Raw genomic sequence first — 25,430 nt, forward strand, 5'->3', positions numbered from 1 at the left:
GCGCTCACGACACGCCTGCTTCACCCCTCTCCATCACGCCCCACTCTCCTCCTCTTTCGGCGATTCGCAGAAGCGAATCCGGTTGCCGAACGGATCGATCGTCTCCAGCACTTTTCCCCACGGCAACGCTTCAACGCCCGGTTTTCCATACTTATAGTCTTTGCGCTGCAGTTCGGCGTGTAACGCGTCGATGTCCTGCACCGGCACGAATATCGTCGAACCCGGTGTCGCGTCGCCATGATGTTCGCTGAGGTGCAACGTCAGATCGGAGCGGCGCACCTGCGCGTAGAGCGGGAAATTGTCGTCGAAGCGGTGTTCCCACTCGACTGTGAAGCCGAGAAAGTCCACATAAAATTCGCGGGCTTTCTCTTCCGAGAAGATGCGGATGATCGGGATGGCAGGCGCCAGGTGCACAGCGGTCTCCAGCAGCGAAGGCAAGGCCGTCAGCTTAGACGAAAACACCCGTCCTTTTACGCGTCTACAAGTGGCCCAATAAGGCCCGTCAAGTGACCAGCCTGCTGTCGATCACCTCACGCGCCGCCCGAAACGCCGCCCGGGCCGCGGCCTGCTCGGTGGGCCACAAGCTGTCAATGTGCACAAGCCGCCAGTCGACCACCACAGCCTCGCCCCGCAGCACCCGAAAATGCGCTTTGACACCGGTGAGCACCTGTTCGACCGCGACTTCGATGTCGTAGTCCTGATAGCGCTCCTCGTAGTCGCCCATATCGAGGCCCTTCGGCTGCATGTTCGCCTCTATGGTCAAGTTATAACGTGCACGCGGCCATGCCTGAGCGGCGGGCCGTCATACAGGCTCGCAAATGGAATGCACCCGCCCAGCCCTTACCGAACGATCAATCGCAATCACCCGAAAGGTACTGCCGGCCGTTGCAGGTGATCTCGACATCGCCGCCACCGGCTTCGGCGACGAGGCCGCCTGCCAGCAACTCGGCCGCGACGGTCTGCGCAAGCTTCGGCGCAGATTGTCCGACGCCGACGTCGTTCAGACGCCGCAATGCTTCGATCGCTTCGGGACTCAATGACTTCGACATGGCCGTCTCCGTCGTGACGCTTAATTCATCCTAGCAAGTTTCCGGTGCTTGCGCAGAAGCACGACAGGTACACAGCGGCCCACAGCGGGCACGCAGCGTGGCGGTGTGCTTTAAGGCGCCGGGAATCGACGATCGGAGCGGGCCGGCGAATTTTCCGCGCAACGCAGGGTCTATCCCACAAGCACTACAGCAACGAAAAAACAGGGAAAACCAGCAAGCGGCATCGCAAAGGAGGATCAGATGAAACGAAGCAGATTGGCAGCGCTGACGGCGAGCGTCGCGTTCGCGGCATGCGGCGCGTATGCTACTGCCGCGCTCGCGCAAACGCCAAATCCGGCACCGCAGAATAGCGGCGCGTCGATGGTAAGGCCGCCGGGGGCGAGCGGGCCGGTCAGTCCGGACGACATACCGATGGTCAAGCGCCCACGCAAACCGACTAACGACAAAATGATGCACGAACCGCCGGCCAGCAGCGCCAACGCGAAATAGCGTCGGCATGCGTGGCAACGGTATCGGCGAAACGATACGTCGCGCGGCTTACAGGCGCGCGATCGACACCTCCGTCGACTTCACCAGCGCGACCACTTCCGAGCCGACCTTCAGCTCCAGTTCGTCGACCGAGCGCGTGGTGATCACCGAGGTGACGATACCGAACGGCGTATCCACATCGACTTCGGATACCACCGGCCCGCGGATGATTTCCTTGACCTTGCCTTTGAACTGATTGCGTACATTGATAGCGGAAATGCTCATATCGAGTGACTCCAGAGAATCGATTAAAAACAGTCAGTCAACGGATGTCAGACGGCCCAGCGGACGTCTGTCGGCCGTGTGAGACGGCCCTCGTCACGTGCGTTGTAAGCGCGATGGGACAGCGCGTCGTCGTTTGGCGCCGTCTTCAGTACGCGTTGCAACACATGTTCTTCCAGCGCGGCGAAACCGGCCGAAGCGCGCGCCCGCGGCCGCGCGAGCGGCACCGGCTGATCGAGCGCGATGCGCCCTTCTTCGATCAGCAGAATCCGGTCGCCCAGAGCCACGGCCTCGTGCACGTCGTGCGTCACCAGCAGCGCGGTAAATCGATGTTCACGCCACAGCCGTTCGATCAGCGCGTGCATTTCGATGCGCGTCAACGCGTCGAGCGCACCGAGCGGTTCGTCCAGCAGCAGCAATTGCGGCCGATGCACCAGCGCGCGCGCCAACGCGACGCGCTGCCGTTGACCGCCGGATAGCTGCGCGGGCCAGTCGTTGGCGCGCTCCAGCAAACCGACTTCGGCGAGCACCGCGCGCGCATCTTCGCGCGCGCTGCGGCCAAGGCCGAGCATCACATTTTGCAGCACGCTCTTCCAGGGCAGGAGGCGCGCGTCCTGAAACATGATGCGGGTATCGAGCGGCTGACCGTCTTCGGCGCGCTTTTCGAGCACGCCCGAGGAGGTCTTTTCCAGGCCGGCGACGAGTCGCAGCAAGGTCGACTTCCCGCAGCCGCTGCGGCCGACGATCGTCACGAAACTGCCGCGCTCGATCGACAGATTGAAATCGGCCAACACCGTGCGCTCGCCATACTGCTTGCCGACGCCGCGCAATTCGACCGAATAATCGGCGGAGCGGCCCGCGTCGTTGCGCGCCAATGCGCCCGCCGGCGATAACCCGCCGCTCCGGTTCAAGTCGTGCGTCCGATCGGGGCGGTCGAGTCCGGCCGCTTCGTCAGCGTCGTGATCCGTGATGCGCGGCTGCGCCAGTTCGGCTTCGAGATCGCTGCCCGCGATGCCGCCGAACGACGCCGACAATGTCGTTGCGCTCATGCTTTCGCTCCTCTTTGATAGGCCGGATGCCAACGCAGCGACACGCGCTCGAGGCTCTTTGCCAGCAAGTCGGCGAGTTTGCCGAGCGCCGCGTACAGCAGGATGCCGACCACCACCACATCGGTTTGCAGGAATTCGCGAGCGTTCATCGTCATGTAGCCGATGCCAGACTGCGCGGAAATAGTTTCGGCGACGATCAGCGTGACCCACATCAGCCCGAACGCGAAACGCACGCCGACCAGAATCGACGGCAGCGCGCCCGGCAAGACCACATGCCGGTACAGCGCGACGCCCTTCACGCCATAACTGCGCGCCATTTCGATCAGATTCGCGTCGACTGAGCGGATGCCGTGAAAGGTGTTCACGTACACCGGGAAAAACACGCCCAGCGCGACGAGAAACACCTTCGCTTCCTCCTCGATACCGAACCACAGGATCACGAGCGGAATCATCGCCAACGCGGGGATATTGCGGATCATCTGCACGGTCGAATCGAGCGCGACTTCAGCGGGCTTGAACAAGCCCGTCGCGAGGCCGAGCACGAGTCCGATACCGCCGCCGATCGCGAAGCCCGACACCGCGCGCCACGTGCTGACCTTCACATCCGCCCACATCTCCCCGGACTGGATCAGCGACCACGCGGCCTTCACGACGGCGAGCGGTTCGGGCAGCACACGCGTCGACAGAACGCCGCTGCGCGCGGCGATTTCCCACGCCAGCAGAATCGCGAGCGGCGCGAGCCACGGCGCGAGATGCGTACCGACGCGGCGCAACAAGCCAACAGCCCCGCTTGCGCCGCGTTCCGTACTCACAGTGGATTGAGCCATGATTGCTTTCCTCATTCCTTATCGATTGGCATCGCTGCCGAATCCAGCGAGCGAGCGCTCAGCTCGAGCTTGCCGCCTTCGGCAGATAGTTGTTGCCGACGATCTCGCCGAACGGACCCGACAGCGGGCCGTTCGCCGTCTTGCTGCGACGGTTCGGCAGCAGCGGAAACACCAGTTCGGCGAAGCGATACGACTCTTCGAGATGCGGATAGCCCGACAGGATGAACGTGTCGATGCCGAGCTCGGCGTATTCCTTCATGCGTGCGGCGACTTGCTCCGGATTGCCGACTAGCGCCGTGCCCGCGCCGCCGCGTACAAGACCGACGCCCGCCCACAGATTCGGATAGACCTCGAGTTCCGCGCGGCCGCCACGCTTGCCGCCGTGCAACGCGGCCATACGACGCTGCCCTTCGGAATCCATCTTCGAGAACGAAGCCTGCGCGCGGGAAATGGTTTCGTCGTCGAGCTTGCTGATCAGCTTGTCGGCGGCGGCCCATGCTTCTTCTTCGGTTTCGCGCACGATCACGTGCAGGCGAATGCCGAACTTGATCTCGCGGCCATGCGCGTTGGCGCGGGCGCGAATGTCGGCGACCTTCTTCGCGACGGCTTCGGGCGGCTCGCCCCACGTCAGATACGTGTCGATATGCTCGCCGGCCATGTCATGCGCGGCCGGCGACGAACCACCGAACCACAGTGGCGGATGCGGCTTCTGCACCGGCGGATATAACGCCTTGCCGCCCTTCGAGCTCAGATGCTTGCCGGTGAAGTCGATCGAGTCGTTGGTGTGCGCGGCGCTCAGCAGCTTGCGCCAGATGTGCAGGAATTCGTCGGTGATTTCATAGCGCGTGTCGTGATCGACGAACACACCGTCGCCTTCCAGTTCAGCCGCATCGCCGCCGGTCACCACGTTGATCAGGAGACGTGCGTTCGACAGACGGTCGAAGGTCGCCGCCATACGCGCCGCGAGACCCGGCGACGAAATGCCCGGGCGAATCGCCACCAGAAACTTCAGCCGTTTGGTCGCGGCGATCAGGCTCGACGCGACCACCCATGCGTCCTCGCACGAACGGCCGGTCGGCAGCAGCACGCCCTCATAGCCGAGCGTATCGGCCGCGACGGCGATCTGCTGGAAGTAGTCGTAATCGGCTGCGCGTGCGCCTTGGGACGTACCGAGATAGCGGCTGTCGCCGTGAGTCGGAATGAACCAGAACACATTCATTTGCTGCTCCTGCTTGTTCGAAACTGGATGGAGTGGAGACGGCGTGTCGAGTGAAAACGCACACGCTGGCCGCGCGTTTTCACTCGGCACGCGGCCGGGCGATACGTCGCAAAAGGGGCAGGAAAGCGCGGTTTAGCGCGGTTTAGCGCGGTCTAGTTCCGACAGCGCAACCGCCGGCGCGCGTGCGCCGTGGGGCTGGTGAAGATCGGCATCAGGCAGGACATCGTGACAGCTTCCCTCGACCAAACGTGCGCGTCATGCGCTCGATTAAATGGGCGACGGCGGCAACACCGTCTGCATGGAGAAACAGTCTATGGATCGAGCCGCGGCTTTTGAACGATTTTTTTTAGCTTAGGTTTTCCACTTTCGTGATTTGCCGGACGCTAAAGCATACGGCTGGCGCGCGTTGCGCGCGCGTGAAAGCGGATGGCCCTCGGGGTGGCCCTCGGGGTGGCCCTATATATAATGGCGCACATTTCCAATAATCCGGTGCAGGCCGCGCGAACCGCGCCGCCTGATCTCTCGCGGTGCAATGCATGCAAAAACTTATCCTGCCGTTCGTCGCCGGTTTTCTGGCTTCCCTGTTCTTTCACGAATCGACGCTCGCGCTGCTGCACGCAGCCGGCCTGATCGACCCGACGGGTTTTTCGACCGCGCCGTTTTTGCCGTTCGGGTTGCCTGAGTTCATTGCGAACGCGATCTGGAGCGCGTTCTGGGCGGTGCTGATGGCGTGGCTGTTGCGTGTCGCGCCCGAACGGCGCGCGCCGTGGGTGCCGGCCTTCGTATTCGGCGGCATTGTGTTGACGGCGGCGAGCGTGTTTGTGGTCGACCCGCTGCGCGGCATCTGGCCGAGCGGCAACATGCTGCCGCGGCTCGCGGTGGGTTTCGCGGCGAACGCGATGTGGGGCTGGGGCGCGCTGGTGTTCATGCGCGCGTTCATGGCAGGCGAAGAGGAGGACTGAGCGAGGATTGAGCGTCGTCTTTACGCTCGATTGCAAGGCTATGCCGATGCCGGCACCGGCATAGTTTTACCGCCGTTCTGACTTCCTCTTAGCCGTGCAGATCGCGCAGTGGATGTTCGTTTGCCGGCCACGGGCTTTCGAACATCTTCTCCACGTCAGCGGCGCTGACGTCTTCGATGCGCGCGAAGCGCCAACGCGGCTCGTTATCCTTATCGATGATGCGCGCGCGAATCCCTTCGATCACGTCGCCATGCTCGAAGCACGTGCGCGTCAGATCGAGATCGCAGCGCAGCACGTCCGCCATCGAACCCTCGGCCCGCGTCACCACTTCCAGCGACACCGCCATCGACAAAGGCGAACGCTCGCGCAATACGCCGATCGTCTGCTCCGCCCATTCGGCGGCATCGCCATCGCTTTCCCGCTCGAGCGACGCGAGTATCTGCACGACATCGGGCAACGCGAAATGCCGGTCGATCAACGCACGCGCGCTCGCAAGCGACGAGCGCTCCGGATTCGGCACGACTTGATGCGCGCCGGTCTCGCGCTCGATGCACGCCACCACGTCGGAACCCCGTTCGAACAATTCGCTGCGCAGCGTATCGACTAGCGCGGGCAGCGCTGAATCGTCGATATAGGCGTCGGCGAGGCCTGCGTAGAGCGCGTCGGCCGCGCCGATCGTCTCGCCGGTGACCGCCAGATAGCGGCCGAGCGCGCCCGGCGTGCGCGACAGAAACCAGCTCGCGCCAACATCGGGGAAGAGTCCGATACGCGTCTCCGGCATCGCCAATTTGGTCGAGTTTGTCACGACGCGCAGACCGCCGGTGCGATGCGCCCCCTGCGAAATGCCCACGCCGCCGCCCATCACGACGCCGTTCATCAACGCGATATACGGCTTCGGATAGGTAAAGATCGCATGATTGAGCCGGTATTCCTCGATGAAAAACGTATCGCGCACGTCGTGTTCACCGCGCCGCGCCGACTCGTACAGATAGCGGATATCGCCGCCCGCGCAGAAAGCGCGCGGATGCTGGCTGCGCACCACCACCGCGAGCACGTCGGGGTCTTCGCGCCACTGGTCGAGCGCCGCGTGCATCGCGCGAATCATGCCGGTCGACAGGGCATTGAGCGCCTTCGGGCGCTCCAGTTCGATGAAACCGATGCGGTTGGCTACGTGGGTCGCGACTTCGTCGCTGACGGCGGGCGAGGCGGAACTGGACATGGGGAGCTAAGCGCGCGGGCGCGAAGTGAGCCGGAACTGAACGTTATCACGCGCTCGCTGCTTTGGGCCTGGTGGACGACTGTGCGGAAGATTCGGTGCCTGCTTCGGTGGGCTGTTTGCGGGCGCGCGTGTTTTTTGCTGCGGGTTGGTGCGCCGCCGCCGGTTCGGCCTGCCGCTCTGCCGCGTGCCGCGCGCCGAGCCACGCATCGAGCGCAACGTCCACTACCGTGTCGAGCGGCGCGGTCGGAAATACCGGGCACGTGAGATTAAGCGCGACGATGCCATGCATGGTCGCCCAGAAAGCCTCGGCCCATACCGCCACGTCCACCGATGCGGGCAAGCGCCCCGCTGCTTTCAACTCCTCGAGCGCGACGATCATGATGCGCAACGAGGCGTCGCCGGGATCGTCGTCTGCTTTGAGCGGTGCGCCGCTCTCTTCCACCAGCGCAATGTCAGCCGATGCGGCCGGCGCGGCAACGCCGCCGAGCGCGGCGCCGGTGTAGCTCGGATCTTCCATGAAGATCAGCCGGTAGGTTTCCGGATGCGCGACGCCGAACGCTACATAAGCGCGCCCTAACGCCTTGAGCCGTTCAGCCGGATCGGCGATCTGCGCAAGCGGCACGAAGGTCTCGAGCAATTGCGCATAACCTTCCGCGCACAACGCCTGAGCGATCTCGTCGCGGCTCGCGAAATGAAGATACAGCGTGGCAGGTGAATATTCGATGGCGTCGGCGATCTTGCGCATCGACAACGCAGCAAAACCTTCACGCATGACGATGCGCCGCGCCGCATCGAGGATGCGCTCGCGCAGCGCCTGTTTCTGGCGAGTTTTTCGTTCAGTGATTCCCATGAAGCACATTTTCGGATTGACAAACTGAAAAGTCAAATTAAACTGAACACCGTTTACTGAACAGTGTTCATAAAATTTGTCTAAATCAGTCAGGTCCACCCGGCGCGCTCTGCCGCCGCCTCAAGGAGTCGTCATGCAAGTCACAGGAAAAGTGGGGTTATTCGGTGCCGCGGGCGCGGCCGGCCAATGCATTGCGGCGGAGCTGAGCGCGGCGGGCCGGGATTATCGGGTGGTCGGCCGCTCGCGCAAGCCGCTCGAGGCGGCCTTCGGCCAGGATCCGCACGCGGAAATCGTCACGTGGAATCCGGACGATGCGGATTCGATCACCGCGGCGGCGGCCGGGTTGCAAACGGTCATCTATCTGGTCGGCCTGCCCTACGATCAATTCGCCTCGCACCCGCCGTTGATGGAAAAGACCCTTGCCGGCGTGACGGCGGCAGGCGTCGAACGCTTTATTCTGATCGGCACGGTGTATCCGTACGGCCGCGCGCGCGGCAACCCCATCACCGAAAATCATCCGCGCGAGCCGCACACCTTCAAAGGCAGGATGCGGCTCGCACAGGAAAATCTGGTGCTGGCGGCACACGGCCGCGACGGCTTGTCGACGCTGGTATTGCGCCTGCCCGACTTCTACGGTCCGGGCATCGAGCGCAGTCTGTTGAACGGCGTGTTCGAGGGCGCCGCTCACGGTAAGCGCGCGCAGATGATCGGCCCGGTGGATGTGCCGCACGAATTCATTTACCTGCCGGATATCGGGCCAGTGGTCGAGAAACTGACGCGTACGCCCGAAGCCTATGGCCGCTGGTGGCACCTGGCCGGCGCCGGCACGATCACGCAGCGTGAAGTGGCCAAACAGGCGTATGCGCTGGCGGGCCGCGAGCCGAAGTTGACGGTGACCGGCAAGACTCTGTTGCGCGTGCTCGGCCTGTTCAATCCGCTGATGCGGGAACTGGTGGAAATGAATTACCTGATGACGGACCCCGTAGTGCTTGACGACACCGAGTTGAGTACGTTGATCGGACCGATCGCCAAAACCTCGTACGAAGACGGTATCCGGCAGTCATTCGCCGCAGCGCGCGAAGCGGCTTCGGCAACCGCTGCGACAGATCGGATCACCGCAAAACGTGCTTAGTGGCGGCCGGGTTTTGCGCGCGCAGGCGTGTGTAGGTGTGCGTAGGCGTGCGTAGGCGTGTATGTCAGCCTGTATCAGCCCGCGACGTTGCCAGGCGGAAAGTGGCCGCTCTTGAGCAGCACAGGCGTGCCGTTACTGATCTGCAGATGTTCGCGCGCGACCGCCTCGATGTGCGGACGTCCGGCGTCGAACGCGCGCATCCAGCCTTCGAGATCCTCGGTGTAGGCGCCGAAGTGATCTTCGAGCGCTTCGACCGAGATCGCGCACGGCACGGGTTCGCCGTCGACCAGCGCGGGAAACACAACAGTCAGATTGGAGTCGCGGTAAGCGGGCGCGTCCGCGGGAAACCGAATTTCCATGGTTGCCTCATCAGAAGTATCCGGTAGAAGACGGACGCCGGCGCAAACAGGCCAGCTTCGAAGAACGTCGATATGGTACTCGCCCGGCTGGATCACGGTCCAGTCTCCCGAGTTGCCTTCCTGCATGTCTCGCGGCGCCATCAACTGCCTCCGGGCGGCGGTCGACATCTTCGCGCGCGGCCTGTTCGACGAAAGCGGGCGCCGCGCGGACGGTTCACATGCACGCGCTCACGAGAGGTCAGTAAGGCGCTCCGCGAGCCGATAAGTTCTGTGCGCGAATCGACACGAATCGATAAATCGAGCGGCACTTGTGCCGCTTGCTCCGGTCGAACAGCGTCATCGGCACAGCCTGTGCTGACGCAAATTCGAGTTCAGCGAGCGCGATATGGGAAAATATTTTCTGCAAAACCACGAACTGCCCGAGCCGGATGCGGCAAACCAATAGTTTGCTTACGCCGAAAATCACGGCATCGACATTCCGAAAGCCATCGGCATCCGGGAAGACGCGGCCACTGAAGACGGCGCGGAAAGCCGCCGGATAATCAACGCGGCTGGCATCACGATCGAGACGGCCGGGCAGTGAAGACATGGCCCTCGCCGTGCGCGGCGAGCCATCACAGACTCTCGACACTCATTAGATAGAAAGGGAACAATCACGATGCATTTCATGACGTACCCGCGCCGCTCCGGCCGCTTCCGACCCAGCCGCGCGGCCCTTGTCCTAGCCCGCCTGAGATCCCTTTCCGCCGCCCTACCCGCCGCGGTACTGCTCAGCGCCGGACTTAGCGCCTGCGCGTCATCGAACACCACTTCGCTGATCAACCTGCCGAATGGCCAAACCGGCTTTGCGGTGAATTGCAGCGGCGCGGACGCCGCCTCCAGCTGGGCCTCGTGCTACGTGCAGGCCGGCAAAGCATGCGGCGCGACCGGCTACGACATCGTTTCGAAAGACAACGACGAAGGCGGCGCGGCGGGCGGCAGCGTCACGAACGTCGTGTCGGCCAACGTGAAAAACCGTTCGATGATCGTGCGCTGCAAATAACGAACAACATGTGGCCGTGCGTTTGCGCGGGGTTCAGTGCGCCTGCATCTTCGAGAACATATTCAACACGGCGACACCGGCAACGATCAGCCCGAGCCCAATGACGGCCGGCACGTCAGGCACCTGGCGGTACATCACGACCGCGACCAGCGTAATCAGCACGATGCCGGCGCCGGACCACACTGCATAGACGATGCCGACGGGAATGCTCTTGAGCGTGAGCGACAGGCAATAGAACGCAATGCCATAGCCGAGCACGACCACCGCCGCGGGCAGCAGCCGTGAAAATCCTTCCGACGCCCGCATCGCGGAGGTCGCAATCACTTCGGCAACAATAGCAATGGCGAGCAATGCATAAGGAGGCATCCGCATCGCCTCATGCCTTTACAAGCGCGAGCTTGCTGTAGTCGTGGCCAAGCTGCGCGCACAGTGCTTCCACCACCAGTTCATGATCGGCGCGCTGCGGCAAGCCCGAAACGGTCACCGAGCCGATCACGCCGGCACCCGCTACCGTCAACGGAAACGCGCCGCCGTGCGATGCGTATTCCGTGGCCGGCAAGCCGTGCTTCTCAGCGAGCGTGCTGCCCGCCAGTTGCATCTTCAAGCCGATCGCGTACGAACTGCGGCGGAAGTGCGCGACGGTGTTGTTCTTGCGGCGAACCCAATCGACGTTGTCGGGCGTCGCGCCCTCGAGTGCGCTGAAGAAGAGCGGTTGACCGAAGGTGCGCACGTCGATAGCCACCGCTATACCACGCGCCTTGGCGATCTCATGCAGATACGCTCCGACCTGCCACGCACGGTCAGCATCGAATTGGGGGAACACCAGCGCTTTTTCCTGAGCGGCAATCGACTGCAGATCGTGAGCGATATCCATGGGGTAAGAGCAAGGTAAGAGGTGAAGCGCACGCCGCATTGCATAACGAAGGGCGCCGCGAGAAGAACCTGAATTCTAGCGCAGCGCCTTATGATGGCCTTCCGGCATGCGACGCCGGCCATGCGAGCCGCGACCTCGAGGGCCCGCACGAGCCTCGTATTTGTGTCGATTTGAAGTCCGTTCTTAAATAGCTATTGCATCGGCATACGCTTTGCTCTATAATCTTTTCTTCGACGGACGCGGGGTGGAGCAGTCTGGCAGCTCGTCGGGCTCATAACCCGAAGGTCGTAGGTTCAAATCCTACCCCCGCAACCAAGCATCTCAACGGTTCGAAACGTCGAAAACAACATCAAAGGCTTGCCCAACCGGCAGGCCTTTTTTGTTTTCTGTCGCGTATTTGTTCCGCCCTTCCTTCCCATAGTCAGCCCTACACCAAACGCTCCGATTCGGCATGTCGCACGAAGCGACGCTGCTTGCACGTCGACAGCCAATCGCATCGACTCACCCTCCTCTTTTTTATCTGCAGTCCAAACAGATATGTGCTCCCTTGGATCACAGCAATCGGCGCCCGCACCGCGCCAGCCGAACACGACAACGATCGACGCCTCACGCAGAAGCACCGGGACCGCCCTCGCAGCAGGCATTGCCGCCACACTTCAATCGAGTAGCAATCCTGATGCAATAGCCCCCCAGGCACACAGAAAATCGGCGGCGTTGGCCGATCGGCCCGGGGCACAACAGCCCGAACCGCGCCCACCGCGCAAAGCGCGCTGCTCGCTTCGCGCCACCACCGGCACGCCGCCATGTCCGGCCCGCAGAAAACCCCCGCCCCAGTGATAAACTCCTATCACCCTTTCTCGTCCCCTTTCTATGAAATTCTGTTCTGTCTGCGGCCATGGCGTCAGCCTGAGCATTCCGCCGGGCGACAATCGCGAGCGCTTCGTATGCGGCAGTTGCGGCACGGTGCACTATCAGAATCCGCGCAACGTGGTCGGCACCGTCCCGGTCTGGGACGACAAAGTGCTGCTGTGCCGTCGCGCGATCGAACCGCGCTACGGCTACTGGACGCTGCCCGCGGGCTTCATGGAAATGGGTGAAACGACGGCTGAAGCGGCCTCGCGCGAGACGCTGGAAGAAGCCGGCGCCCGCGTCGAAGTGCAGAACCTGTTCTCGCTGCTGAACGTGCCGCACGTGCATCAGGTGCATCTGTTCTACATGGCGCGCCTGCTCGATCTCGACATCGCCGCCGGCGAGGAAAGCCTCGAGGTCAAGCTCTTCGAGGAACACGAGATTCCGTGGGACGAGATCGCCTTCCCGACGGTCGGCCAGACCCTGCGCTTTTTCTTCGCTGATCGCGCCGCCGGCAGCTTCGGCCTGCACACGGGCGATATCTTCCGCTCGCTGCGCGAAGGTTGAGCGGCGCGCATGGTTCCCTGGCTCGGACCTGACGATCCGTTTCCGTCCGTCGAGCGCGCGCTCGGCGCGACAAGCGGCGCACCCGGCCTGCTCGCCGCGAGCGGCGATCTGCTGCCGTCGCGGCTGATCGACGCCTATCGGCGCGGCATCTTCCCGTGGTATTCAGACGGCCAGCCGGTGCTGTGGTGGAGCCCCGACCCGCGCATGATCCTGCGCCCCGCCGAGTTCAAAGTGTCGCCGTCGCTGCGTAAAACGCTGAAGCGCGTCCTGCGTGACGACGCATGGGAAATCCGCGTCGACCACGATTTCGCCGCCGTGATGCGCGCCTGCGCGCAGGCGCCGCGGCGCGGTCAGCGCGGCACGTGGATCACCGCGGACGTGGTCGAAGCCTATTCGTCGCTGCATCGGCTGGGCGACGCGCACAGCATCGAAACCTGGTTCGAAGGCAAACGCGTGGGCGGCTTGTATGGGGTGTCGTTCGGCCGGATGTTCTTCGGCGAATCGATGTTCGCGGACGTCACCGATGCGTCGAAAATGGCGCTGGCCGCGCTGGTCGGACACTTGCGCCGTCACGAAATAGAAATGATAGACTGCCAGCAGAACACGTCGCATCTGGCGTCGCTAGGCGGTCGCGAGATAGCGCGCAAAGCGTTCATCGCGCACGTTCGCGCGTCTGTCGACGCGGCGCCGATTCCCTGGCGCTTCGACAAGACCGTGTTGCTCGATGTGGTCGCGCCGGCGGCGTAACTGACGAACCAGGACGCATCAGGAAAAATCAGGCCGAATCCGGATCCGCTGCCTACCGAGCCGCGGGTCACGAGCCGCAAGGCGCGCCGGGTTTGCATTACCAGAGACGCTTCGAGAGCTGCCAACGTGACTCATCCCAACGAGCTGCCTCTTTCTCCGCTTTCCGCGCTGCAATTTTATGCAACGGCGCCCTATCCCTGCAGCTATCTGGATGGACGCATCGCGCGCTCGCAAGTCGCCACCCCCAGCCATCTGATCAACTCCGACGTCTATACCGACCTCGTCAAGGCGGGCTTCCGGCGTTCGGGCGTGTTCACCTATCGTCCGTATTGCGATGGTTGCCGCGCGTGCGTGCCGGTACGCGTGCCGGTCGACCAGTTCGAGCCGAACCGCACCCAGCGGCGCGTCTGGAAGAAGCACGGCGAGCTGATCGCCACCGTCGCGCCGCTTCATTACGACGAAGAGCACTATGCGCTTTACATGCGCTACCAGTCGGCGCGGCATGCGGGCGGCGGCATGGATCGCGACAGCCGCGACCAATACGAACAGTTCCTGCTGCAAAGCCGGATCAACTCGCGGCTCGTCGAGTTTCGCGAACCGCTGCCGGATCATCCCGAAGCGCCGGGCGTCCTGCGCATGATCAGCATGATCGACATACTCGGCGACGGGCTCTCGTCGGTGTACACGTTCTTCGAGCCGGATCTGCCGCACAGCAGCTTCGGCACCTACAACATCTACTGGCAGATCGAACAGGCGCGCAGCCTCAAGCTGCCGTACGTGTACCTCGGCTACTGGATTCGCGAGAGTCCGAAGATGGCCTACAAGGCGAATTTCCGGCCGCTCGAAGGCCTGATCGACGGTGCGTGGAAGGTGCTCGATCCGGCGAGTGTCGATCTGCCGCCGGTGGACCTGGCGATCCACGGCAAACGCGGGCCGCTTCGGCCGTAACGGCAACGGGCGGCGGAGATTGGCCCCCACCCGCCTTCCAGTCGGTCTCATTCATGCCCCAAAGCCGGTAAAATAGCAGGTTCCTATTTTTCGGCCGCCCGGCTTCGTCCCGTGTTCAGTTCCCTCTACCCGCTCGTACGCGCCCAACTCTTTCGCATGGACGCGGAAGACGCTCACCACCTGACCTTGCGTATCCTTGGCGCCGCCGGCCGCGCCGGCCTCGCGGGCACGCTCGCGCCGCGCGTGCCGGATGCGCCACGCACCGTGATGGGGCTGACATTCCGCAATCCGGTGGGGCTCGCCGCCGGCCTCGATAAGGACGGCGCCTGCATCGACGGCCTCGCCGCGCTGGGCTTCGGCTTCATCGAGGTGGGCACGGTCACGCCGCGCGCGCAGCCGGGCAATCCGCGCCCACGCATGTTCCGCCTGCCGCAAGCGAACGCCGTGATCAACCGGATGGGCTTTAACAACGCGGGCGTCGACCAGTTCGTCAAGAACGTGCAGGCCGCGCGCTATCGCGGTGTGCTCGGGCTGAATATCGGCAAGAACGCCGACACACCGATCGAACGCGCCGCCGAAGACTATCTGTACTGCCTCGAGCGCGTGTACCCGTTCGCGAGCTATGTGACGGTCAACATCTCGTCGCCGAATACGAAGAATCTGCGCCAGTTGCAAGGCGCGGGCGAACTCGACGCGTTGCTCGCCGCGCTGAAAGACAAACAGCAGCGTCTGGCCGACATGCACGGCAAGCTGGTGCCGCTTGCGCTGAAGATCGCGCCGGACCTCGACGACGAACAGATCAAGTCGATCGCCGATACGCTCTTGCGCCACCAGTTCGAAGGCGTGATCGCCACCAACACCACGCTGTCGCGCACCGCCGTCACCGGCATGCAATATGGCGACGAAGCCGGCGGCCTGTCGGGCAAGCCGGTGTTCGACGCGTCGAACGAAGTGATCCGCAAGCTGCGCGCCGAAGTCGGCGAGGCGGTGCCGATCATCGGCGTGGGCGGGATTTTCTCAGGTGACGATGCACGCGCGAAGCTGGCCGCCGGCGCGTCGCTGGTGCAGCTCTATACCGGCTTCATCTACCGCGGCCCAGCGCTGGTGGCCGAATGCGCGCAAGCGCTGCGCTAACACCGAGCGATGCGGGTCGCATCGGAATATAGACATAAACAAACAATATTTAAGCTTCGATAGTCTGCTTTGTTATGCTTTCGTCTGTTAAAACGCCATCGAATAAAAGGAACACGATGAAATTTGGCTTGCTGAAAAAGATCGTAGTAGCCGGCCTGATCGGCGCGTCGTTCACTGCCGTGACTGCCCGCGCAGACGACCTGCTCGACCAGGTCAAGCAACGCGGCACGCTGCGCGTCGGTCTCGAAGGCACCTTCCCGCCGTTCAACTCGAAAGCGCCGTCGGGCGAACTGGTCGGCTATGACGTCGATGTCGCTAGAGCCGTCGCCGCGAAACTCGGCGTGAAGCCGGAATTCGTCACGACCGAATGGAGCGGCATCATCGCCGGTCTGCAGGCGGGCAAGTTCGACGTGATCGTCAACCAGGTCGGCATCACGGACGCACGCAAACAGGCGCTCGACTTCTCGCCGGCCTACACGTACTCGGCCGCGCAACTGATCCAGCGTAAGGACGACACGCGCCAGTTCAAGTCGCTCGACGATCTGAAGGGCAAGAAGCTCGGCGTCGGTCTCGGCACGAACTACATGGACATGGCGAAGTCGGTGCCGGGCATCGACGTGAAAACGTATCCGGGCGCGCCCGAGTATCTGCGCGATCTGGCCGCCGGGCGGCTGGATGCGGCGCTCAACGACCGCCTGATGCTCGCGTATCTGATGAAGAACTCGCAGTTGCCGCTGCGCACGGGCGCCACGGTCGGCGCGGGCAACCCGTCGGGCATCCCGTTCAGGAAGGGCAATCCTAAGTTCGTCAAGGCGATCGACGACGCGATGACCCAGCTCGAAGCGGACGGCACGTTCACGAAGATCTCGGACAAGTGGTTCGGTATCGACGTCAGCAAGCCGCTCAAGTAAAGCGTGCTTGATGAAACGAAGGGCGGCATCGTCAACGATGCCGCCCTTCGCTTTTCTGCCTGTCCGCCTGCTCGCTGAAGAACACCCGCCCAAGTTTATGATGTGCGCTTTGCCGCGCCAACCAGACCACCGCTCATGTCCACCACTTCCCTGCTCGTCCAATCGCTTCCTGTGCTCGCACAGGGCGCCGTCCTGACGGTCAAGTTCGCGGTTCTGTCGATGATCTTCGGCCTGTTCGCCGCCGCCGTGCTCGCGGTGATGGGGATCAGCCACAACCGCGTGCTGAACTGGCTCGCGCGCATCTACGTGAGCCTGATGCGCGGCACGCCGCTGCTGGTGCAGATCTTCGTGATCTATTACGGTTTGCCGAGCCTCGGCATCTCGCTCGACCCGACGCCTGCCGGCGTGATCGCGTTGTCGGCGAACGTGGCGGCGTATCTGTCGGAAAGCATGCGCGGCGCGATTCTCGGTATTCACCAGGGCCAGTGGCTGGCCGCTTATAGCCTCGGCCTGTCGCGGCGTCAGACGCTGCGCTACGTGATCGCGCCGCAGGCCTTGCGCATTGCCGTGCCGAGTCTGTCGAACAGCTTGATCAGCCTGATCAAGGATACCTCGCTGGTGTCGGTAATTACCGTGACTGAACTGCTGCGCAGCGCACAGGAGATCATCGCGTCGACCTATCAGCCGCTGCCGCTGTATCTCGCGGCAGCCGCGGTCTACTGGGTGCTGTGTCAGGTGCTGGAATGGGTGCAGCGCTGGTACGAACGGCGCCTTGCGCTGCCGTCGCGGCACTGAGCACCCCTATCTCGCCGCTTGCTGGCTTATCGGTTGGCTTATCGACTGGCGACCGACGACGTAGCATCCAGCGCCGCGCCGAAGCGTTCGAAGCGCGGTATGTAGTAGTGGTCCGGGTCCAGCGAAAACGCGACGTGACGCGTGCGGCCCATCAGTTCCTTGCGCGGAAAGAAGCCGAAGTAGCGCGAGTCGGCGCTGTCGTCGCGATTGTCGCCGAGCATCAGATACTCGCCTTGCGGCACGACCACCGGCCCGAACGAGTTGCGCGGACTCGGCGCTTCAGGCGAAAGCCGCACCGTATGCGCGACGCCGTCGAAGCGTTCGGTCAGATAGTCGCCGGGGGACGCGGCGTCGCCCGGCAATGGCGCGAGTTTCAGCGGCCGATAATCGGCCCGCACGCCGTTCACGTACAGCACGTTGTCGCGCATCGCCACGTGGTCGCCCGGCAAACCGATCAGACGCTTGACGATCAGCTCATGCGCCGCCGACGAATCGATCGTGACGATGTCGCCGCGCTGCGGATCGTGCAGATGTGCGATCGCGATGTGGGTCAGCGGCACGCGCAGATCGTAGGCCATCTTGTCGACGAAGATGCGGTCGCCTTCGCGGATAGTGGGCAGCATCGAGCCGCTCGGCACGACGTTCCAGTCGGCCACGGCGCTGCGGAACAGCACCATCAGGAACAGAAACGCGACGAGGCTCTTGTTGTCGCGCCACAATTTTCCAAGCATGCGCATCGAAGGCGACTCCAGTGGAAGGTGTTCGAAAGCTGCGATCATACGGACCCTTGTGTTCGAATCCGCATGCCCGCTGCAAATCGTACCACCGCCAGTGGAAGCAACGCGGCTACCTCGGCTACCTCGGCTGCCCGTCATGCATCCGTCGTGTTCCTGTCATGCCCCCAGCGTGCCCACGTCATTCCCCCGCGAATTTGAGCCCCAGCGCGGCGCGCGCGGCATCGGCCATCGCGATCATCTGCAACGAAGTGGCGTGCGGCATCAGCGGGCTTTCCAGCTGGCCGGCGCGAATCAGCTCGCAGAAATGCGCGGTCTCGTAGTTCAGACCGCCGCCTTCGAATGGCTCGTCGAGTTCGACCACGCGGCCGTCGGCGTAACGGATCGTCGCGCGCGACGGGTTCCACCACGGCTCGTGGATCGTCACATGGCCGCCTTTGGCCATCAGCAGCGCATCGCCCTTGCCGTGCAGATCGAGCCCGCAAAATAGCTGCGCGATACCACGCTCGTGCCGGCTATTGAGGCTCGCAAAGGTATCGACGCCGGTGGACCCGAGCCGCCCGAGCGTCTGCACCTCGCGCGGTGCGCCGAGCCAGTCGATCGCCAGAAATATCTCGTAGATGCCGATGTCGAGCAACGCGCCGCCCGCATGCTCGAACGACAGCGACGGGTGATCGTCCGGCACGCCCGGCACCGAACAGCCGGCACGCACGAGACCCACCTCGCCGATCGGCTCGGCATCCAGATGCGCGCGCAACTTTCTGTAGAGCGGATAGAACGGCGGCTTCATCGCCTCCATGAAGAGCCGTTGCGCAGAGCGCGCGGCGCTCAGCACGCGTTCGAGCTGCGGCGCGTTGATGGTGGCGGGTTTTTCGCACAGCACGTGCAGACCGGCTTGCAGCGCGGCGATCGCGTAGTCGGCGTGGCTGTCCTGGACGGTGGCGATATAGAGTGCGTCGATGCCGCTTGCGAGCAGCGCGTCGAAACTCGCGCAGACCTCGCCGCCGAATTCAGCGCCAAAGGCGGCGGCCGGCCCGGCGCGACGCGACCACAGCGCGCTCAGTTGCGCGTGCGGTACATGAGCGAGACCTTGAGCAAAACGACGGGCGATGCGACCCGTCCCGACGATACCCCAGCGAATCACGGTGTCCCCCGAAGGGGCTTGTTCCATGGCGATTGTCATCGTTCCTTCGAGTCCGTGCAGTTCAGAACAGGCGCTATTGTCGCGCATGCCGCGCGCCAGTGCGTGGACATATAGCCACGCCGTGCCGCGCCGTTCGTTACTTACACAAGGTCTCGCAGGCCATTGAACCAGACCGCGGCCGATGCACCGCCGCAGCGGCCACGCTCAGCCGCGTATCGGTGGTTCGTGCGAAAAGGTACTGCCGAGCTCTTCCGTGGAGTAGTCGATCATCGCCAGCGACGCGAGTTCCGCGTCCTTCGGATCGCGCCGTTCGATCGCTTCGATCACGCGCTGATGCGTGCCGATGGCCTTCTCCCAGAGACCTTCCTTCTGGTTGACGATGGGGTTGACGGTCGACAGCGCGCCGCGAATGATCGCCGCCATCTGCTTGAAGAACTGATTGCCGCTGGCGACGACGATGCGCGTGTGGAACAGCTCGTCGGCGTCCTGATAGCCAGCCTCGCCCGGCCGGATCACACGGAACGCGTCGAACGCCTCGCGAATCGCCGCGATGTCGGCCGCGCTGCCGCGCGCGGCCGCCTGCGCCGACGCGCGCGGTTCGATCAGGATGCGAAACTCGATCACGTCGCGCAGAAACAGCGGATCGGGCTTCGCGCGAAAGCGCCAGTTCACGACGTCCTCGTCGATCATGCGCCAATCGCTCATCGGCCGGATGCGCGTGCCGATCTTCGGCCGCACGTCCAGCATGTCGCGCGCGAGCAGCATCGAGAGTGCCTCGCGCATCACGGTCCGGCTGACGTCGAACTCCTTCGACAGCACATCCTGCGGAGGCAGGATCGCGCCGTACTTTTCTTCGACGATGCCCGTGACGAGCCCGTCCATGACTTTGCTCACCAGCGATCGATCCTTGTTTGCCTGTTCCATGACACTCTCCCCGAAGCGGTGTTTGCCCCCGCGTAGCCTGTTGATCAAGCGGCCCTCGTGTGTCGTTTTTTATGCGTTTCGATTACATTTACGATACGTTGCTAGCTTCAAACCAGTTGCGCCAGTTGGGACACTTCCTGACAGGGTTATCCCTCTGAGGAATTGTTTCTTCTTTGTAACGCAGCACGGTTTGACGGGCCATAAGCTTGCGTCACAAGCGTGCCTGCGTTGCGAAATTTGCATCGTGCGAAGACGCACGTAGTGAGACGAATAGGCGAATCCGCAACACCCGGCGCGTGCGGACAAGGCAGGAGCGCGAAGCGCGAGCGGATTTAAGCAGATCAGCAACGACGATCCGCTCAGCAGGCGCTCGTTGCGACCGACGCGTAACGCCCGCCAAAAAAGATCAGCGGCGCGTGCTCATCGAGTGAGAACATCAGCACTTCGCCGACGAACAGCGTGTGATCGCCGCACGGATGGCGGTCCACCATCCGTGCGGCGAAGCGGGCCGCCGCGTGTTCGAGCAAGACCACGTCCGGCAAGCCGTCGACCGCCGCGAAGCGCGGCGCGAGCCAGGTCTGCGGCTCGCCGGCGAAGTGACGGCTGTGCGGCTCCTGCGCGTCGGACAGCACGCTGACGCCGAACAGCGTGTTCGCCATCAACCGCTCGTGCATGCGCGCGCGATGCCCAACCGACACCACGATCAGCGGCGGCTTGAGCGAACCTGACATGAAAGCGTTGGCGGTCATCGCGTGCAACCGGTCGCCACTGCCGGTCGAAATCACCACTACGCCGGTTGCGAAGCGCCCCAGCGCATGACGAAAGCGGCGCTCGTCGAAGCCGACCGCGTCGAAGCCGACCGCGTCGAAGCCGACCGCGTCGAAGCTGGCCGCGTCGAAGCCGACCGCGTCTGGGCCGGCCGGCTCGTCAGCCGCCGGGCCGCCGGCCGGCCCTTGCTGGCTGTCAGTTTGAAGTGCCCGGGCCTGCATTGCCGCCCTCCTTCGCTGTTCAATCTGATTGGATGTGGTCTGCTCAGCCCCGACCCGGCGATCAGTCGAAGCAGCATGCCGCGACCGGTTTGTGCGCGATGAAGTGAAACCACCACGCGCTGCTGGTTTCCACGTCGTCGGGAATGCGCTCGCCCTCGCAGCTACCGAACACCGCATCGCTCTGAAAGCCGACCTCGGCGAGTTGCCGGCGCTGTTCGGCGAGCGTCGTATAGACGATCACAATGCCGAAGTTGTGCGCCGCCGCCGTCTTCAGCGCATAGCTGCCGTAGTCGCGATTCAGCCGCACGTTGCGCATATAGTTCAACGTGCCGAGCTGGAAGCGCCGCAGCGAGCGCAACGTGCGCCAGCCGAGCTTGAGCGGATTGAACGTGAATTCCGGCAGCAGTTGCCGGAGGTTCTCGCCATAGCCCGGTCCGCCGCGGTTGTGCGTCGAGAACAGCAGGTAACCGCCTGGCCGCAACACGCGGTACATCTCTTCGAGAATCTTCACGCGGTCGTCGTAGTCGACGCAATCGATGCCGTTCCAGCTGAACTCGACCAGGCCGTAATGCGCGGACGGAAGCGCCGACATGTCGCGTGCATCCATGTGCCGCAAATCCAGTTCGGGATAGCGCGCCTTCGCCATTTCCAGTAGTTTCAGCGTGTAGTCGACGCCGGTGTAGTCGCTCGATATCGCGGTCATCAACGGAATCGTGCGGCCCGCGCCGATGCCGATATCGAGCAACGGCTGGCCCGCGCAACGCGGCCCGATCCAATCGAAGGCCGCTTGTTCGCCCGGGTCGGAGAAAGTCTTTTCGGTTGTGAATTCGCGCGTCGCATCCGGCGAATTCCACGCGATGCGATTGACGCGATCCAACTCGGACTGCAACTGTGTATTCACGGGCGTGCTCCGTCGAGGTAGGGGTGCGCCGTGGTTCGGGAATCCGTTGCTCCAGCCGTCGGCGCACTCACGGACTGATGCTGAAAAAGCGCCGGCGTCATTGCACCGGTGGTATCGGTTGAAGCCCGTGCAGCGGCGGCGGCAGGAACGGCCGCGCGGATCACGTCGGCGAACAGCCACTTTTCGGCGTCGGCCATTACCGCTTCGCGCGCGGGGCGCGTGAACAGCGCGTGATCGAGTTTGGGCAGCGTGACGGCGCGCACGCGCGGATAGTGCAGCAACGCGCCCAGCCGCGCGCCGAATTGCACGCGCGCTTCATCCAGGCCGACGTCGAACTCGCCGTACGCGAGCCGCATCTGCACACCCTTCGCGTGCAGCGTGCGGACGATGTCGCGCACCTCGTTGCGCGTCAGCGGCCAACCGGTTCGATGTTCGATCCAGCCGATAGCGGCGAGCCAGCAGCGCCGCGTGAGGCGCCTGCCGAGCACTCTTGCGATCCGCAGCGGATGACTCTGGCCGTGCAGCGCGCGCGACCATTTCGCGCCGGTGAGCGCCGAGCGCCAATAGACCTTCGACGAAGCGAACTGCTGCGCACCCGGTTCGCGGGCCGCGCCGTCCCAGATGAACTTCTGCAGGTTCACGCCGAAGCCGCCGACGACGTTCGGATGGCGCGCGCACGCATGCAGCCCGACGAACGCGCCGCCGCACACGCCGAATGTGACGACCCGCGCATGGCCTTGCACGACTAGCCAGTCGGCGCCCGCGGCCGCATCGTTGCACGAGGTATCGGAATAGATCGTGTCGAGCGTAATGGACTCAGCCGCCGGCGTGGCGTCGCCGAGTCCGCGCAGGTCCATGCGCAATGACGCGATGCCGAGCGCCGCCAGCCGCCGCGCGAACAGCACGAAGATGCGTCCATCGCCAATGTGGTGGCTCGCGCCGGTGTTGACGAACAGCATCGCGGGCGGGGCCAGTCCGTTCGTGTCCATACGCGGGACAAGCGACTCGCAGTAAATACCGAAGTAGTTGCCGAACACGATCGGCTGCTCGACAGCGTTATCCAGCGTGAGCGTGGGTTCGGGCAAAGCCAAAGGCGATGCGTCGAGAAGGTGTTGGGTCTCTGACTGAACTGCCGCGCCGATTGCGCTGGCAACGCTTGCACCTTCCAACAGCCATTGCGTGACGCGTGAAAACGCCGCGACCGGTTCTTCGCTATACAGCGCTTCGATCACGAAGCGATCGCACTCGTCGAAGCAAGCGCGCTCGACACTCACGCCATTGGCGGCATAGTGTTCGGCCAGCGCATCTGCGCGGCGGCGCTCGCTGGAATCGAGCAGCAGCACGCGCCGCGCGGGCCTGGTCGTGTCGCTGCACAGATCCAATGCGCCGATACGCGCGATGTCGCTGCCGTGCAGGCCGAAGCCGAACGCCTCCACATAAGCATCGAGATCGGCTATCGGGTCGGCGTTCATGCCTGCGGGCGTGCTGAGCCAGCTTTGGCGATGCGCGCGCAACTCACGCAGATAGTTGCGGCCGGCAATCGGCGGCGCCAGCAACACCAGTCCCTCGATATCGCCGAGCCGTTGCGCGGCCAGCGCCGCCAGCGTCGCGCCGAGACGCAGGCCCACCAGCGAGACGCTCGTCACACCGGTCCATTCGCGCAAACGGCGGGTCGCGGCGGCGATGCTGTCGAGCCACGCGTCGACGCGCTGTGGATCGTCTTCCACGCCAGCCGAATCGCCCGCGCCGGGGTAATCGAAACGCAACGCCGGCATACCGGCGGCAGCGATACGTTCGGCGAGCTTGCGCCAGCCGCGATGCGTACACAGAGCGTCATATCCAAACGGATTGCACAGGACGACACCCTGCTTGCCGGCCGCAGGATGCAGCCAGCCAAAGCAGTCGTCGAAGACGACAGGTCTCATGGTCTTCCCTCGCAGATGGCCGCGTGCGGCGCCTCGCTCACCGGAGCACGGGCCGTCATGTTGTTTTGTCCCTGCCGACGTTCGCCAGAACGCGCCGCCGTATATGTCGATCATTAAACTGCCGCGGGCCGCGCTTATCTGTACGCGCGCGCACACATTCAAAGCCTGTCCTGGCGCACCATCTCGGGCATCGTCCACCGTACTGCGCGAGCCGTGGCGTGGTCAACGCGCGCGCGTTGAACATGCTCTTCAATACCTTCGAATTTATGTTCACCTGCCAGTTCTGAATCGTGAACACCCATACCTGAACCGCCTCTCGAGCACACGCGATGAACACACGCAATCTGGTTATGCCGCCTGGCGCATTCCGTCTCGCGCTCGCCTGCACGGTCTTTGTCAGTCATGTGTTGCCGCTTGCGCTCGGTCCAGCCGCCGTCTACCTGTTCTTCGCACTGAGCGGCTACTGGATCTATCAGATGTGGCATGCCGAGTACGCGTCGCTCGATCGCCCATACATGACGTTCCTCGTGTCGCGCGTCTGGCGGCTGTTCCCGGTGTTCTACGCAACGCTGGCGGTGCTTGCGCTGTGCGTACATCCGCTCGGCTGGCTGGCGTTCCAGTTGCCCAACGACTGGTCACCGGCTTCGCTCAATTTCTATGCGTCGCATCTGGTTCTGCTCGGCTATGCCCAGCTCAGCGCGCCTGCCAATGTGGTGCCGACGGTGTGGTCGCTCGATATCGAATTGCAGTTCTATCTGCTCGCCCCGCTCGCTATCTGGCTGCTCGAGCGCACGACGCATCGCTCGACAGGCCGTCTCTCTCTATACGGCTTCGCGGCCGCGGGCCTCGCGGTGCTTTTCACGATCTATGGTCTGCGCCCGACGACCGGCACGCTGCCACTTTATCTCGGGTTCTTCCTGTGCGGTCTGCTGGCGGCCCGTCATGGCTGGCGCCCGTCTCGCGGCCAGGCACTGGCCAGCCTGATGGGCGCCGCGCTGCTACTGTTCGGCTGCATTGCGCTGCCGCACGCGCGCGAATTTTTCTTATGGGGCAGCTTTTCCGGTCCGCTTACCCAGTACAACGCGCAGGCTAACGGCCTGCTCGCGCTGCTGCTCGTCCCCTATGCGATGGCGACCGTCCGGCGAGCCGGCACACGCGCCGACCGGATGCTGGGCAATCTGTCCTATGAGGTCTATCTCGTCCATGGCGCGGCCCTGCCGATCTTCCTTCAACATTGCCTTCATTTGTCGCGCGCCGCGCGGATGCCGTGGATTCTGCTGATGATCGTCGCCGTAGCCGCTGTGTCGTGGCTCATCTATCGCTATGTCGACGAGCCGTCCGAACGACTGAGGCGCGCGTTCGTCAAGGCTCGGCGCACGCGTACCGCTGCCGCGCAGTCCGCCGCCACCGGCGCTGCATGAGGCCCATCACCCAGGTTCCGCCAGCCGTGGGTGCGGCTACGCACAAACACCGTGCGCAGCGGCGCTGCAGAATAACTGCGGCGCCCCCGTCAAACCCGATGCCGTCCAT

The 25,430-nt window shown here is 63.6% G+C and carries 29 protein-coding genes, 1 tRNA gene and 1 pseudogene; 13 read left to right on the forward strand and 18 right to left on the reverse strand.

The features are described from left to right. Positions 1-33: 33 nt before the first annotated feature. The 3 genes from AC3WOG_RS12550 to AC3WOG_RS12560 form a co-directional block, all read right to left on the reverse strand. Complete coding sequence (locus AC3WOG_RS12550; RefSeq protein ID WP_492578297.1) at positions 34-414, reverse strand: glyoxalase superfamily protein; 381 nt, start codon at positions 412-414, stop codon at positions 34-36. Positions 415-502: 88 nt separating this feature from the next. Next, the gene (locus AC3WOG_RS12555; protein ID WP_492578298.1) at positions 503-745 is read right to left on the reverse strand and encodes a hypothetical protein; all 243 of its coding nucleotides are present in this window, start codon (positions 743-745) and stop codon (positions 503-505) included. A 106-nt stretch (positions 746-851) separates the two neighbouring features. Continuing rightward, the gene (locus AC3WOG_RS12560) at positions 852-1,049 is read right to left on the reverse strand and encodes a hypothetical protein (RefSeq protein WP_341312345.1); all 198 of its coding nucleotides are present in this window, start codon (positions 1,047-1,049) and stop codon (positions 852-854) included. Between the two features lie 240 nt (positions 1,050-1,289). Here AC3WOG_RS12560 and AC3WOG_RS12565 point away from each other — a divergent pair, with 240 nt between their 5' ends. Beyond that, complete coding sequence (locus AC3WOG_RS12565) at positions 1,290-1,538, forward strand: hypothetical protein (RefSeq protein ID WP_492578299.1); 249 nt, start codon at positions 1,290-1,292, stop codon at positions 1,536-1,538. A 48-nt stretch (positions 1,539-1,586) separates the two neighbouring features. Here the strand turns inward: AC3WOG_RS12565 and AC3WOG_RS12570 are convergent, their stop codons facing one another. Genes AC3WOG_RS12570 through ssuD form a run of 4 tightly spaced genes read right to left on the reverse strand, consistent with a single transcriptional unit; the run spans position 1,587 to position 4,894 of the window. Further along, positions 1,587-1,802, reverse strand: coding sequence for a TOBE domain-containing protein (locus AC3WOG_RS12570; protein ID WP_007182147.1), 216 nt, complete (start codon positions 1,800-1,802; stop codon positions 1,587-1,589). A 47-nt stretch (positions 1,803-1,849) separates the two neighbouring features. Further along, positions 1,850-2,848, reverse strand: a complete 999-nt coding sequence (locus AC3WOG_RS12575) for an ATP-binding cassette domain-containing protein (protein WP_492578300.1) — start codon at positions 2,846-2,848, stop codon at positions 1,850-1,852. Further along, on the reverse strand, positions 2,845-3,675 hold the full coding sequence (ssuC, locus tag AC3WOG_RS12580) for an aliphatic sulfonate ABC transporter permease SsuC (protein ID WP_492578301.1): 831 nt from the start codon (positions 3,673-3,675) through the stop codon (positions 2,845-2,847). Before ssuC ends, AC3WOG_RS12575 begins: the two co-directional genes overlap by 4 nt. Before the next feature lie 58 nt (positions 3,676-3,733). Continuing rightward, complete coding sequence (ssuD, locus tag AC3WOG_RS12585; protein ID WP_492578302.1) at positions 3,734-4,894, reverse strand: FMNH2-dependent alkanesulfonate monooxygenase; 1,161 nt, start codon at positions 4,892-4,894, stop codon at positions 3,734-3,736. A gap of 536 nt (positions 4,895-5,430) precedes the next feature. On the opposite strand from ssuD, the gene AC3WOG_RS12590 reads away from it, so the two are divergent. After that, positions 5,431-5,856, forward strand: a complete 426-nt coding sequence (locus tag AC3WOG_RS12590; RefSeq protein ID WP_492578303.1) for a hypothetical protein — start codon at positions 5,431-5,433, stop codon at positions 5,854-5,856. An 88-nt stretch (positions 5,857-5,944) separates the two neighbouring features. Here the strand turns inward: AC3WOG_RS12590 and AC3WOG_RS12595 are convergent, their stop codons facing one another. Both AC3WOG_RS12595 and AC3WOG_RS12600 read right to left on the reverse strand, forming a co-directional pair. Next, positions 5,945-7,075, reverse strand: a complete 1,131-nt coding sequence (locus AC3WOG_RS12595) for an enoyl-CoA hydratase/isomerase family protein (RefSeq protein ID WP_492578304.1) — start codon at positions 7,073-7,075, stop codon at positions 5,945-5,947. Between the two features lie 46 nt (positions 7,076-7,121). After that, positions 7,122-7,925: a TetR/AcrR family transcriptional regulator gene (locus AC3WOG_RS12600; RefSeq protein WP_492578305.1), complete on the reverse strand. Its 804-nt coding sequence runs from the start codon at positions 7,923-7,925 to the stop codon at positions 7,122-7,124. Positions 7,926-8,058: 133 nt separating this feature from the next. Between AC3WOG_RS12600 and AC3WOG_RS12605 the strand changes: the two genes are divergently transcribed. Continuing rightward, entirely contained in the window at positions 8,059-9,057 is a 999-nt protein-coding gene (locus AC3WOG_RS12605; protein WP_492578306.1) for an NAD-dependent epimerase/dehydratase family protein, read from the forward strand. Positions 9,058-9,131: 74 nt separating this feature from the next. Here the strand turns inward: AC3WOG_RS12605 and AC3WOG_RS12610 are convergent, their stop codons facing one another. After that, positions 9,132-9,416 (reverse strand): DUF1488 family protein, encoded by a 285-nt coding sequence (locus AC3WOG_RS12610; RefSeq protein WP_115782793.1) that lies wholly within the window; start codon positions 9,414-9,416, stop codon positions 9,132-9,134. Positions 9,417-9,801: 385 nt separating this feature from the next. Here AC3WOG_RS12610 and AC3WOG_RS12615 point away from each other — a divergent pair. Then, positions 9,802-9,999: pseudogene (locus AC3WOG_RS12615) on the forward strand (hypothetical protein). Positions 10,000-10,074: 75 nt separating this feature from the next. Beyond that, positions 10,075-10,458, forward strand: coding sequence for a hypothetical protein (locus tag AC3WOG_RS12620; protein ID WP_492578307.1), 384 nt, complete (start codon positions 10,075-10,077; stop codon positions 10,456-10,458). Between the two features lie 33 nt (positions 10,459-10,491). Here AC3WOG_RS12620 and AC3WOG_RS12625 read toward each other — a convergent pair whose 3' ends face one another. Beyond that, positions 10,492-10,824, reverse strand: a complete 333-nt coding sequence (locus AC3WOG_RS12625; RefSeq protein ID WP_492578308.1) for a DMT family transporter — start codon at positions 10,822-10,824, stop codon at positions 10,492-10,494. Positions 10,825-10,834: 10 nt separating this feature from the next. After that, complete coding sequence (locus AC3WOG_RS12630) at positions 10,835-11,332, reverse strand: heme-degrading domain-containing protein (RefSeq protein ID WP_492578309.1); 498 nt, start codon at positions 11,330-11,332, stop codon at positions 10,835-10,837. 238 nt (positions 11,333-11,570) lie between these two features. On the opposite strand from AC3WOG_RS12630, the gene AC3WOG_RS12635 reads away from it, so the two are divergent. The 7 genes from AC3WOG_RS12635 to AC3WOG_RS12665 all read left to right on the forward strand — a co-directional run bounded on the left by AC3WOG_RS12635 (position 11,571) and on the right by AC3WOG_RS12665 (position 17,283). Beyond that, positions 11,571-11,647, forward strand: a tRNA-Met gene (locus tag AC3WOG_RS12635). Between the two features lie 555 nt (positions 11,648-12,202). Then, positions 12,203-12,748, forward strand: a complete 546-nt coding sequence (locus AC3WOG_RS12640) for an NUDIX hydrolase (protein WP_074284429.1) — start codon at positions 12,203-12,205, stop codon at positions 12,746-12,748. Positions 12,749-12,757: 9 nt separating this feature from the next. Next, positions 12,758-13,495, forward strand: a complete 738-nt coding sequence (gene aat, locus AC3WOG_RS12645; protein ID WP_492578310.1) for a leucyl/phenylalanyl-tRNA--protein transferase — start codon at positions 12,758-12,760, stop codon at positions 13,493-13,495. A 126-nt stretch (positions 13,496-13,621) separates the two neighbouring features. Beyond that, positions 13,622-14,443: an arginyltransferase gene (locus AC3WOG_RS12650; protein ID WP_492578311.1), complete on the forward strand. Its 822-nt coding sequence runs from the start codon at positions 13,622-13,624 to the stop codon at positions 14,441-14,443. A 111-nt stretch (positions 14,444-14,554) separates the two neighbouring features. Further along, positions 14,555-15,577: a quinone-dependent dihydroorotate dehydrogenase gene (locus AC3WOG_RS12655; RefSeq protein ID WP_492578312.1), complete on the forward strand. Its 1,023-nt coding sequence runs from the start codon at positions 14,555-14,557 to the stop codon at positions 15,575-15,577. 116 nt (positions 15,578-15,693) lie between these two features. Then, complete coding sequence (locus AC3WOG_RS12660; RefSeq protein ID WP_492578313.1) at positions 15,694-16,488, forward strand: cystine ABC transporter substrate-binding protein; 795 nt, start codon at positions 15,694-15,696, stop codon at positions 16,486-16,488. A 135-nt stretch (positions 16,489-16,623) separates the two neighbouring features. Continuing rightward, complete coding sequence (locus AC3WOG_RS12665; RefSeq protein ID WP_492578314.1) at positions 16,624-17,283, forward strand: amino acid ABC transporter permease; 660 nt, start codon at positions 16,624-16,626, stop codon at positions 17,281-17,283. A 38-nt stretch (positions 17,284-17,321) separates the two neighbouring features. On the opposite strand, the gene lepB is transcribed toward AC3WOG_RS12665, so the two are convergent. From lepB to AC3WOG_RS12695, 6 genes are all read right to left on the reverse strand, one after another. Beyond that, a complete protein-coding gene (gene lepB, locus AC3WOG_RS12670) occupies positions 17,322-18,020 on the reverse strand; it encodes a signal peptidase I (protein ID WP_492579786.1) in 699 nt (232 codons plus the stop codon). 178 nt (positions 18,021-18,198) lie between these two features. Continuing rightward, positions 18,199-19,188 carry a Gfo/Idh/MocA family protein gene (locus tag AC3WOG_RS12675; RefSeq protein WP_492578315.1) on the reverse strand — a complete coding sequence of 330 codons (990 nt, stop codon included), beginning with the start codon at positions 19,186-19,188 and terminating at the stop codon, positions 18,199-18,201. A gap of 177 nt (positions 19,189-19,365) precedes the next feature. Continuing rightward, positions 19,366-20,085 (reverse strand): FadR/GntR family transcriptional regulator, encoded by a 720-nt coding sequence (locus AC3WOG_RS12680; RefSeq protein ID WP_492578316.1) that lies wholly within the window; start codon positions 20,083-20,085, stop codon positions 19,366-19,368. A gap of 359 nt (positions 20,086-20,444) precedes the next feature. Then, positions 20,445-21,074, reverse strand: a complete 630-nt coding sequence (locus AC3WOG_RS12685; RefSeq protein ID WP_492578317.1) for a flavin reductase family protein — start codon at positions 21,072-21,074, stop codon at positions 20,445-20,447. 61 nt (positions 21,075-21,135) lie between these two features. Beyond that, positions 21,136-21,975: a class I SAM-dependent methyltransferase gene (locus AC3WOG_RS12690; RefSeq protein ID WP_492578318.1), complete on the reverse strand. Its 840-nt coding sequence runs from the start codon at positions 21,973-21,975 to the stop codon at positions 21,136-21,138. Then, the gene (locus tag AC3WOG_RS12695) at positions 21,972-23,900 is read right to left on the reverse strand and encodes an alpha/beta hydrolase family protein (protein ID WP_492578319.1); all 1,929 of its coding nucleotides are present in this window, start codon (positions 23,898-23,900) and stop codon (positions 21,972-21,974) included. The genes AC3WOG_RS12690 and AC3WOG_RS12695 overlap by 4 nt, the downstream gene beginning before the upstream one ends. 329 nt (positions 23,901-24,229) lie before the next feature. Here AC3WOG_RS12695 and AC3WOG_RS12700 point away from each other — a divergent pair, with 329 nt between their 5' ends. Next, on the forward strand, positions 24,230-25,321 hold the full coding sequence (locus AC3WOG_RS12700; protein ID WP_492578320.1) for an acyltransferase family protein: 1,092 nt from the start codon (positions 24,230-24,232) through the stop codon (positions 25,319-25,321). Positions 25,322-25,430: the final 109 nt, after the last annotated feature.

The sequence above is a fragment of the Paraburkholderia sp. FW306-02-B genome (assembly GCF_058782725.1).

Coding starts and splice junctions, on each gene's coding strand:
- AC3WOG_RS12555 (WP_492578298.1), bottom strand. CDS start 745: ATGCAGCCGAAGGGCCTCGATATGGGCGACTACGAGGAGCGCTATCAG.
- AC3WOG_RS12560 (WP_341312345.1), bottom strand. CDS start 1,049: ATGTCGAAGTCATTGAGTCCCGAAGCGATCGAAGCATTGCGGCGTCTG.
- AC3WOG_RS12565 (WP_492578299.1), top strand. CDS start 1,290: ATGAAACGAAGCAGATTGGCAGCGCTGACGGCGAGCGTCGCGTTCGCG.
- AC3WOG_RS12570 (WP_007182147.1), bottom strand. CDS start 1,802: ATGAGCATTTCCGCTATCAATGTACGCAATCAGTTCAAAGGCAAGGTC.
- AC3WOG_RS12575 (WP_492578300.1), bottom strand. CDS start 2,848: ATGAGCGCAACGACATTGTCGGCGTCGTTCGGCGGCATCGCGGGCAGC.
- ssuC (WP_492578301.1), bottom strand. CDS start 3,675: ATGGCTCAATCCACTGTGAGTACGGAACGCGGCGCAAGCGGGGCTGTT.
- ssuD (WP_492578302.1), bottom strand. CDS start 4,894: ATGAATGTGTTCTGGTTCATTCCGACTCACGGCGACAGCCGCTATCTC.
- AC3WOG_RS12590 (WP_492578303.1), top strand. CDS start 5,431: ATGCAAAAACTTATCCTGCCGTTCGTCGCCGGTTTTCTGGCTTCCCTG.
- AC3WOG_RS12595 (WP_492578304.1), bottom strand. CDS start 7,075: ATGTCCAGTTCCGCCTCGCCCGCCGTCAGCGACGAAGTCGCGACCCAC.
- AC3WOG_RS12600 (WP_492578305.1), bottom strand. CDS start 7,925: ATGGGAATCACTGAACGAAAAACTCGCCAGAAACAGGCGCTGCGCGAG.
- AC3WOG_RS12605 (WP_492578306.1), top strand. CDS start 8,059: ATGCAAGTCACAGGAAAAGTGGGGTTATTCGGTGCCGCGGGCGCGGCC.
- AC3WOG_RS12610 (WP_115782793.1), bottom strand. CDS start 9,416: ATGGAAATTCGGTTTCCCGCGGACGCGCCCGCTTACCGCGACTCCAAT.
- AC3WOG_RS12620 (WP_492578307.1), top strand. CDS start 10,075: ATGCATTTCATGACGTACCCGCGCCGCTCCGGCCGCTTCCGACCCAGC.
- AC3WOG_RS12625 (WP_492578308.1), bottom strand. CDS start 10,824: ATGCCTCCTTATGCATTGCTCGCCATTGCTATTGTTGCCGAAGTGATT.
- AC3WOG_RS12630 (WP_492578309.1), bottom strand. CDS start 11,332: ATGGATATCGCTCACGATCTGCAGTCGATTGCCGCTCAGGAAAAAGCG.
- AC3WOG_RS12640 (WP_074284429.1), top strand. CDS start 12,203: ATGAAATTCTGTTCTGTCTGCGGCCATGGCGTCAGCCTGAGCATTCCG.
- aat (WP_492578310.1), top strand. CDS start 12,758: ATGGTTCCCTGGCTCGGACCTGACGATCCGTTTCCGTCCGTCGAGCGC.
- AC3WOG_RS12660 (WP_492578313.1), top strand. CDS start 15,694: ATGAAATTTGGCTTGCTGAAAAAGATCGTAGTAGCCGGCCTGATCGGC.
- AC3WOG_RS12665 (WP_492578314.1), top strand. CDS start 16,624: ATGTCCACCACTTCCCTGCTCGTCCAATCGCTTCCTGTGCTCGCACAG.
- lepB (WP_492579786.1), bottom strand. CDS start 18,020: ATGCGCATGCTTGGAAAATTGTGGCGCGACAACAAGAGCCTCGTCGCG.
- AC3WOG_RS12675 (WP_492578315.1), bottom strand. CDS start 19,188: ATGGAACAAGCCCCTTCGGGGGACACCGTGATTCGCTGGGGTATCGTC.
- AC3WOG_RS12680 (WP_492578316.1), bottom strand. CDS start 20,085: ATGGAACAGGCAAACAAGGATCGATCGCTGGTGAGCAAAGTCATGGAC.
- AC3WOG_RS12685 (WP_492578317.1), bottom strand. CDS start 21,074: ATGCAGGCCCGGGCACTTCAAACTGACAGCCAGCAAGGGCCGGCCGGC.
- AC3WOG_RS12695 (WP_492578319.1), bottom strand. CDS start 23,900: ATGAGACCTGTCGTCTTCGACGACTGCTTTGGCTGGCTGCATCCTGCG.
- AC3WOG_RS12700 (WP_492578320.1), top strand. CDS start 24,230: ATGAACACACGCAATCTGGTTATGCCGCCTGGCGCATTCCGTCTCGCG.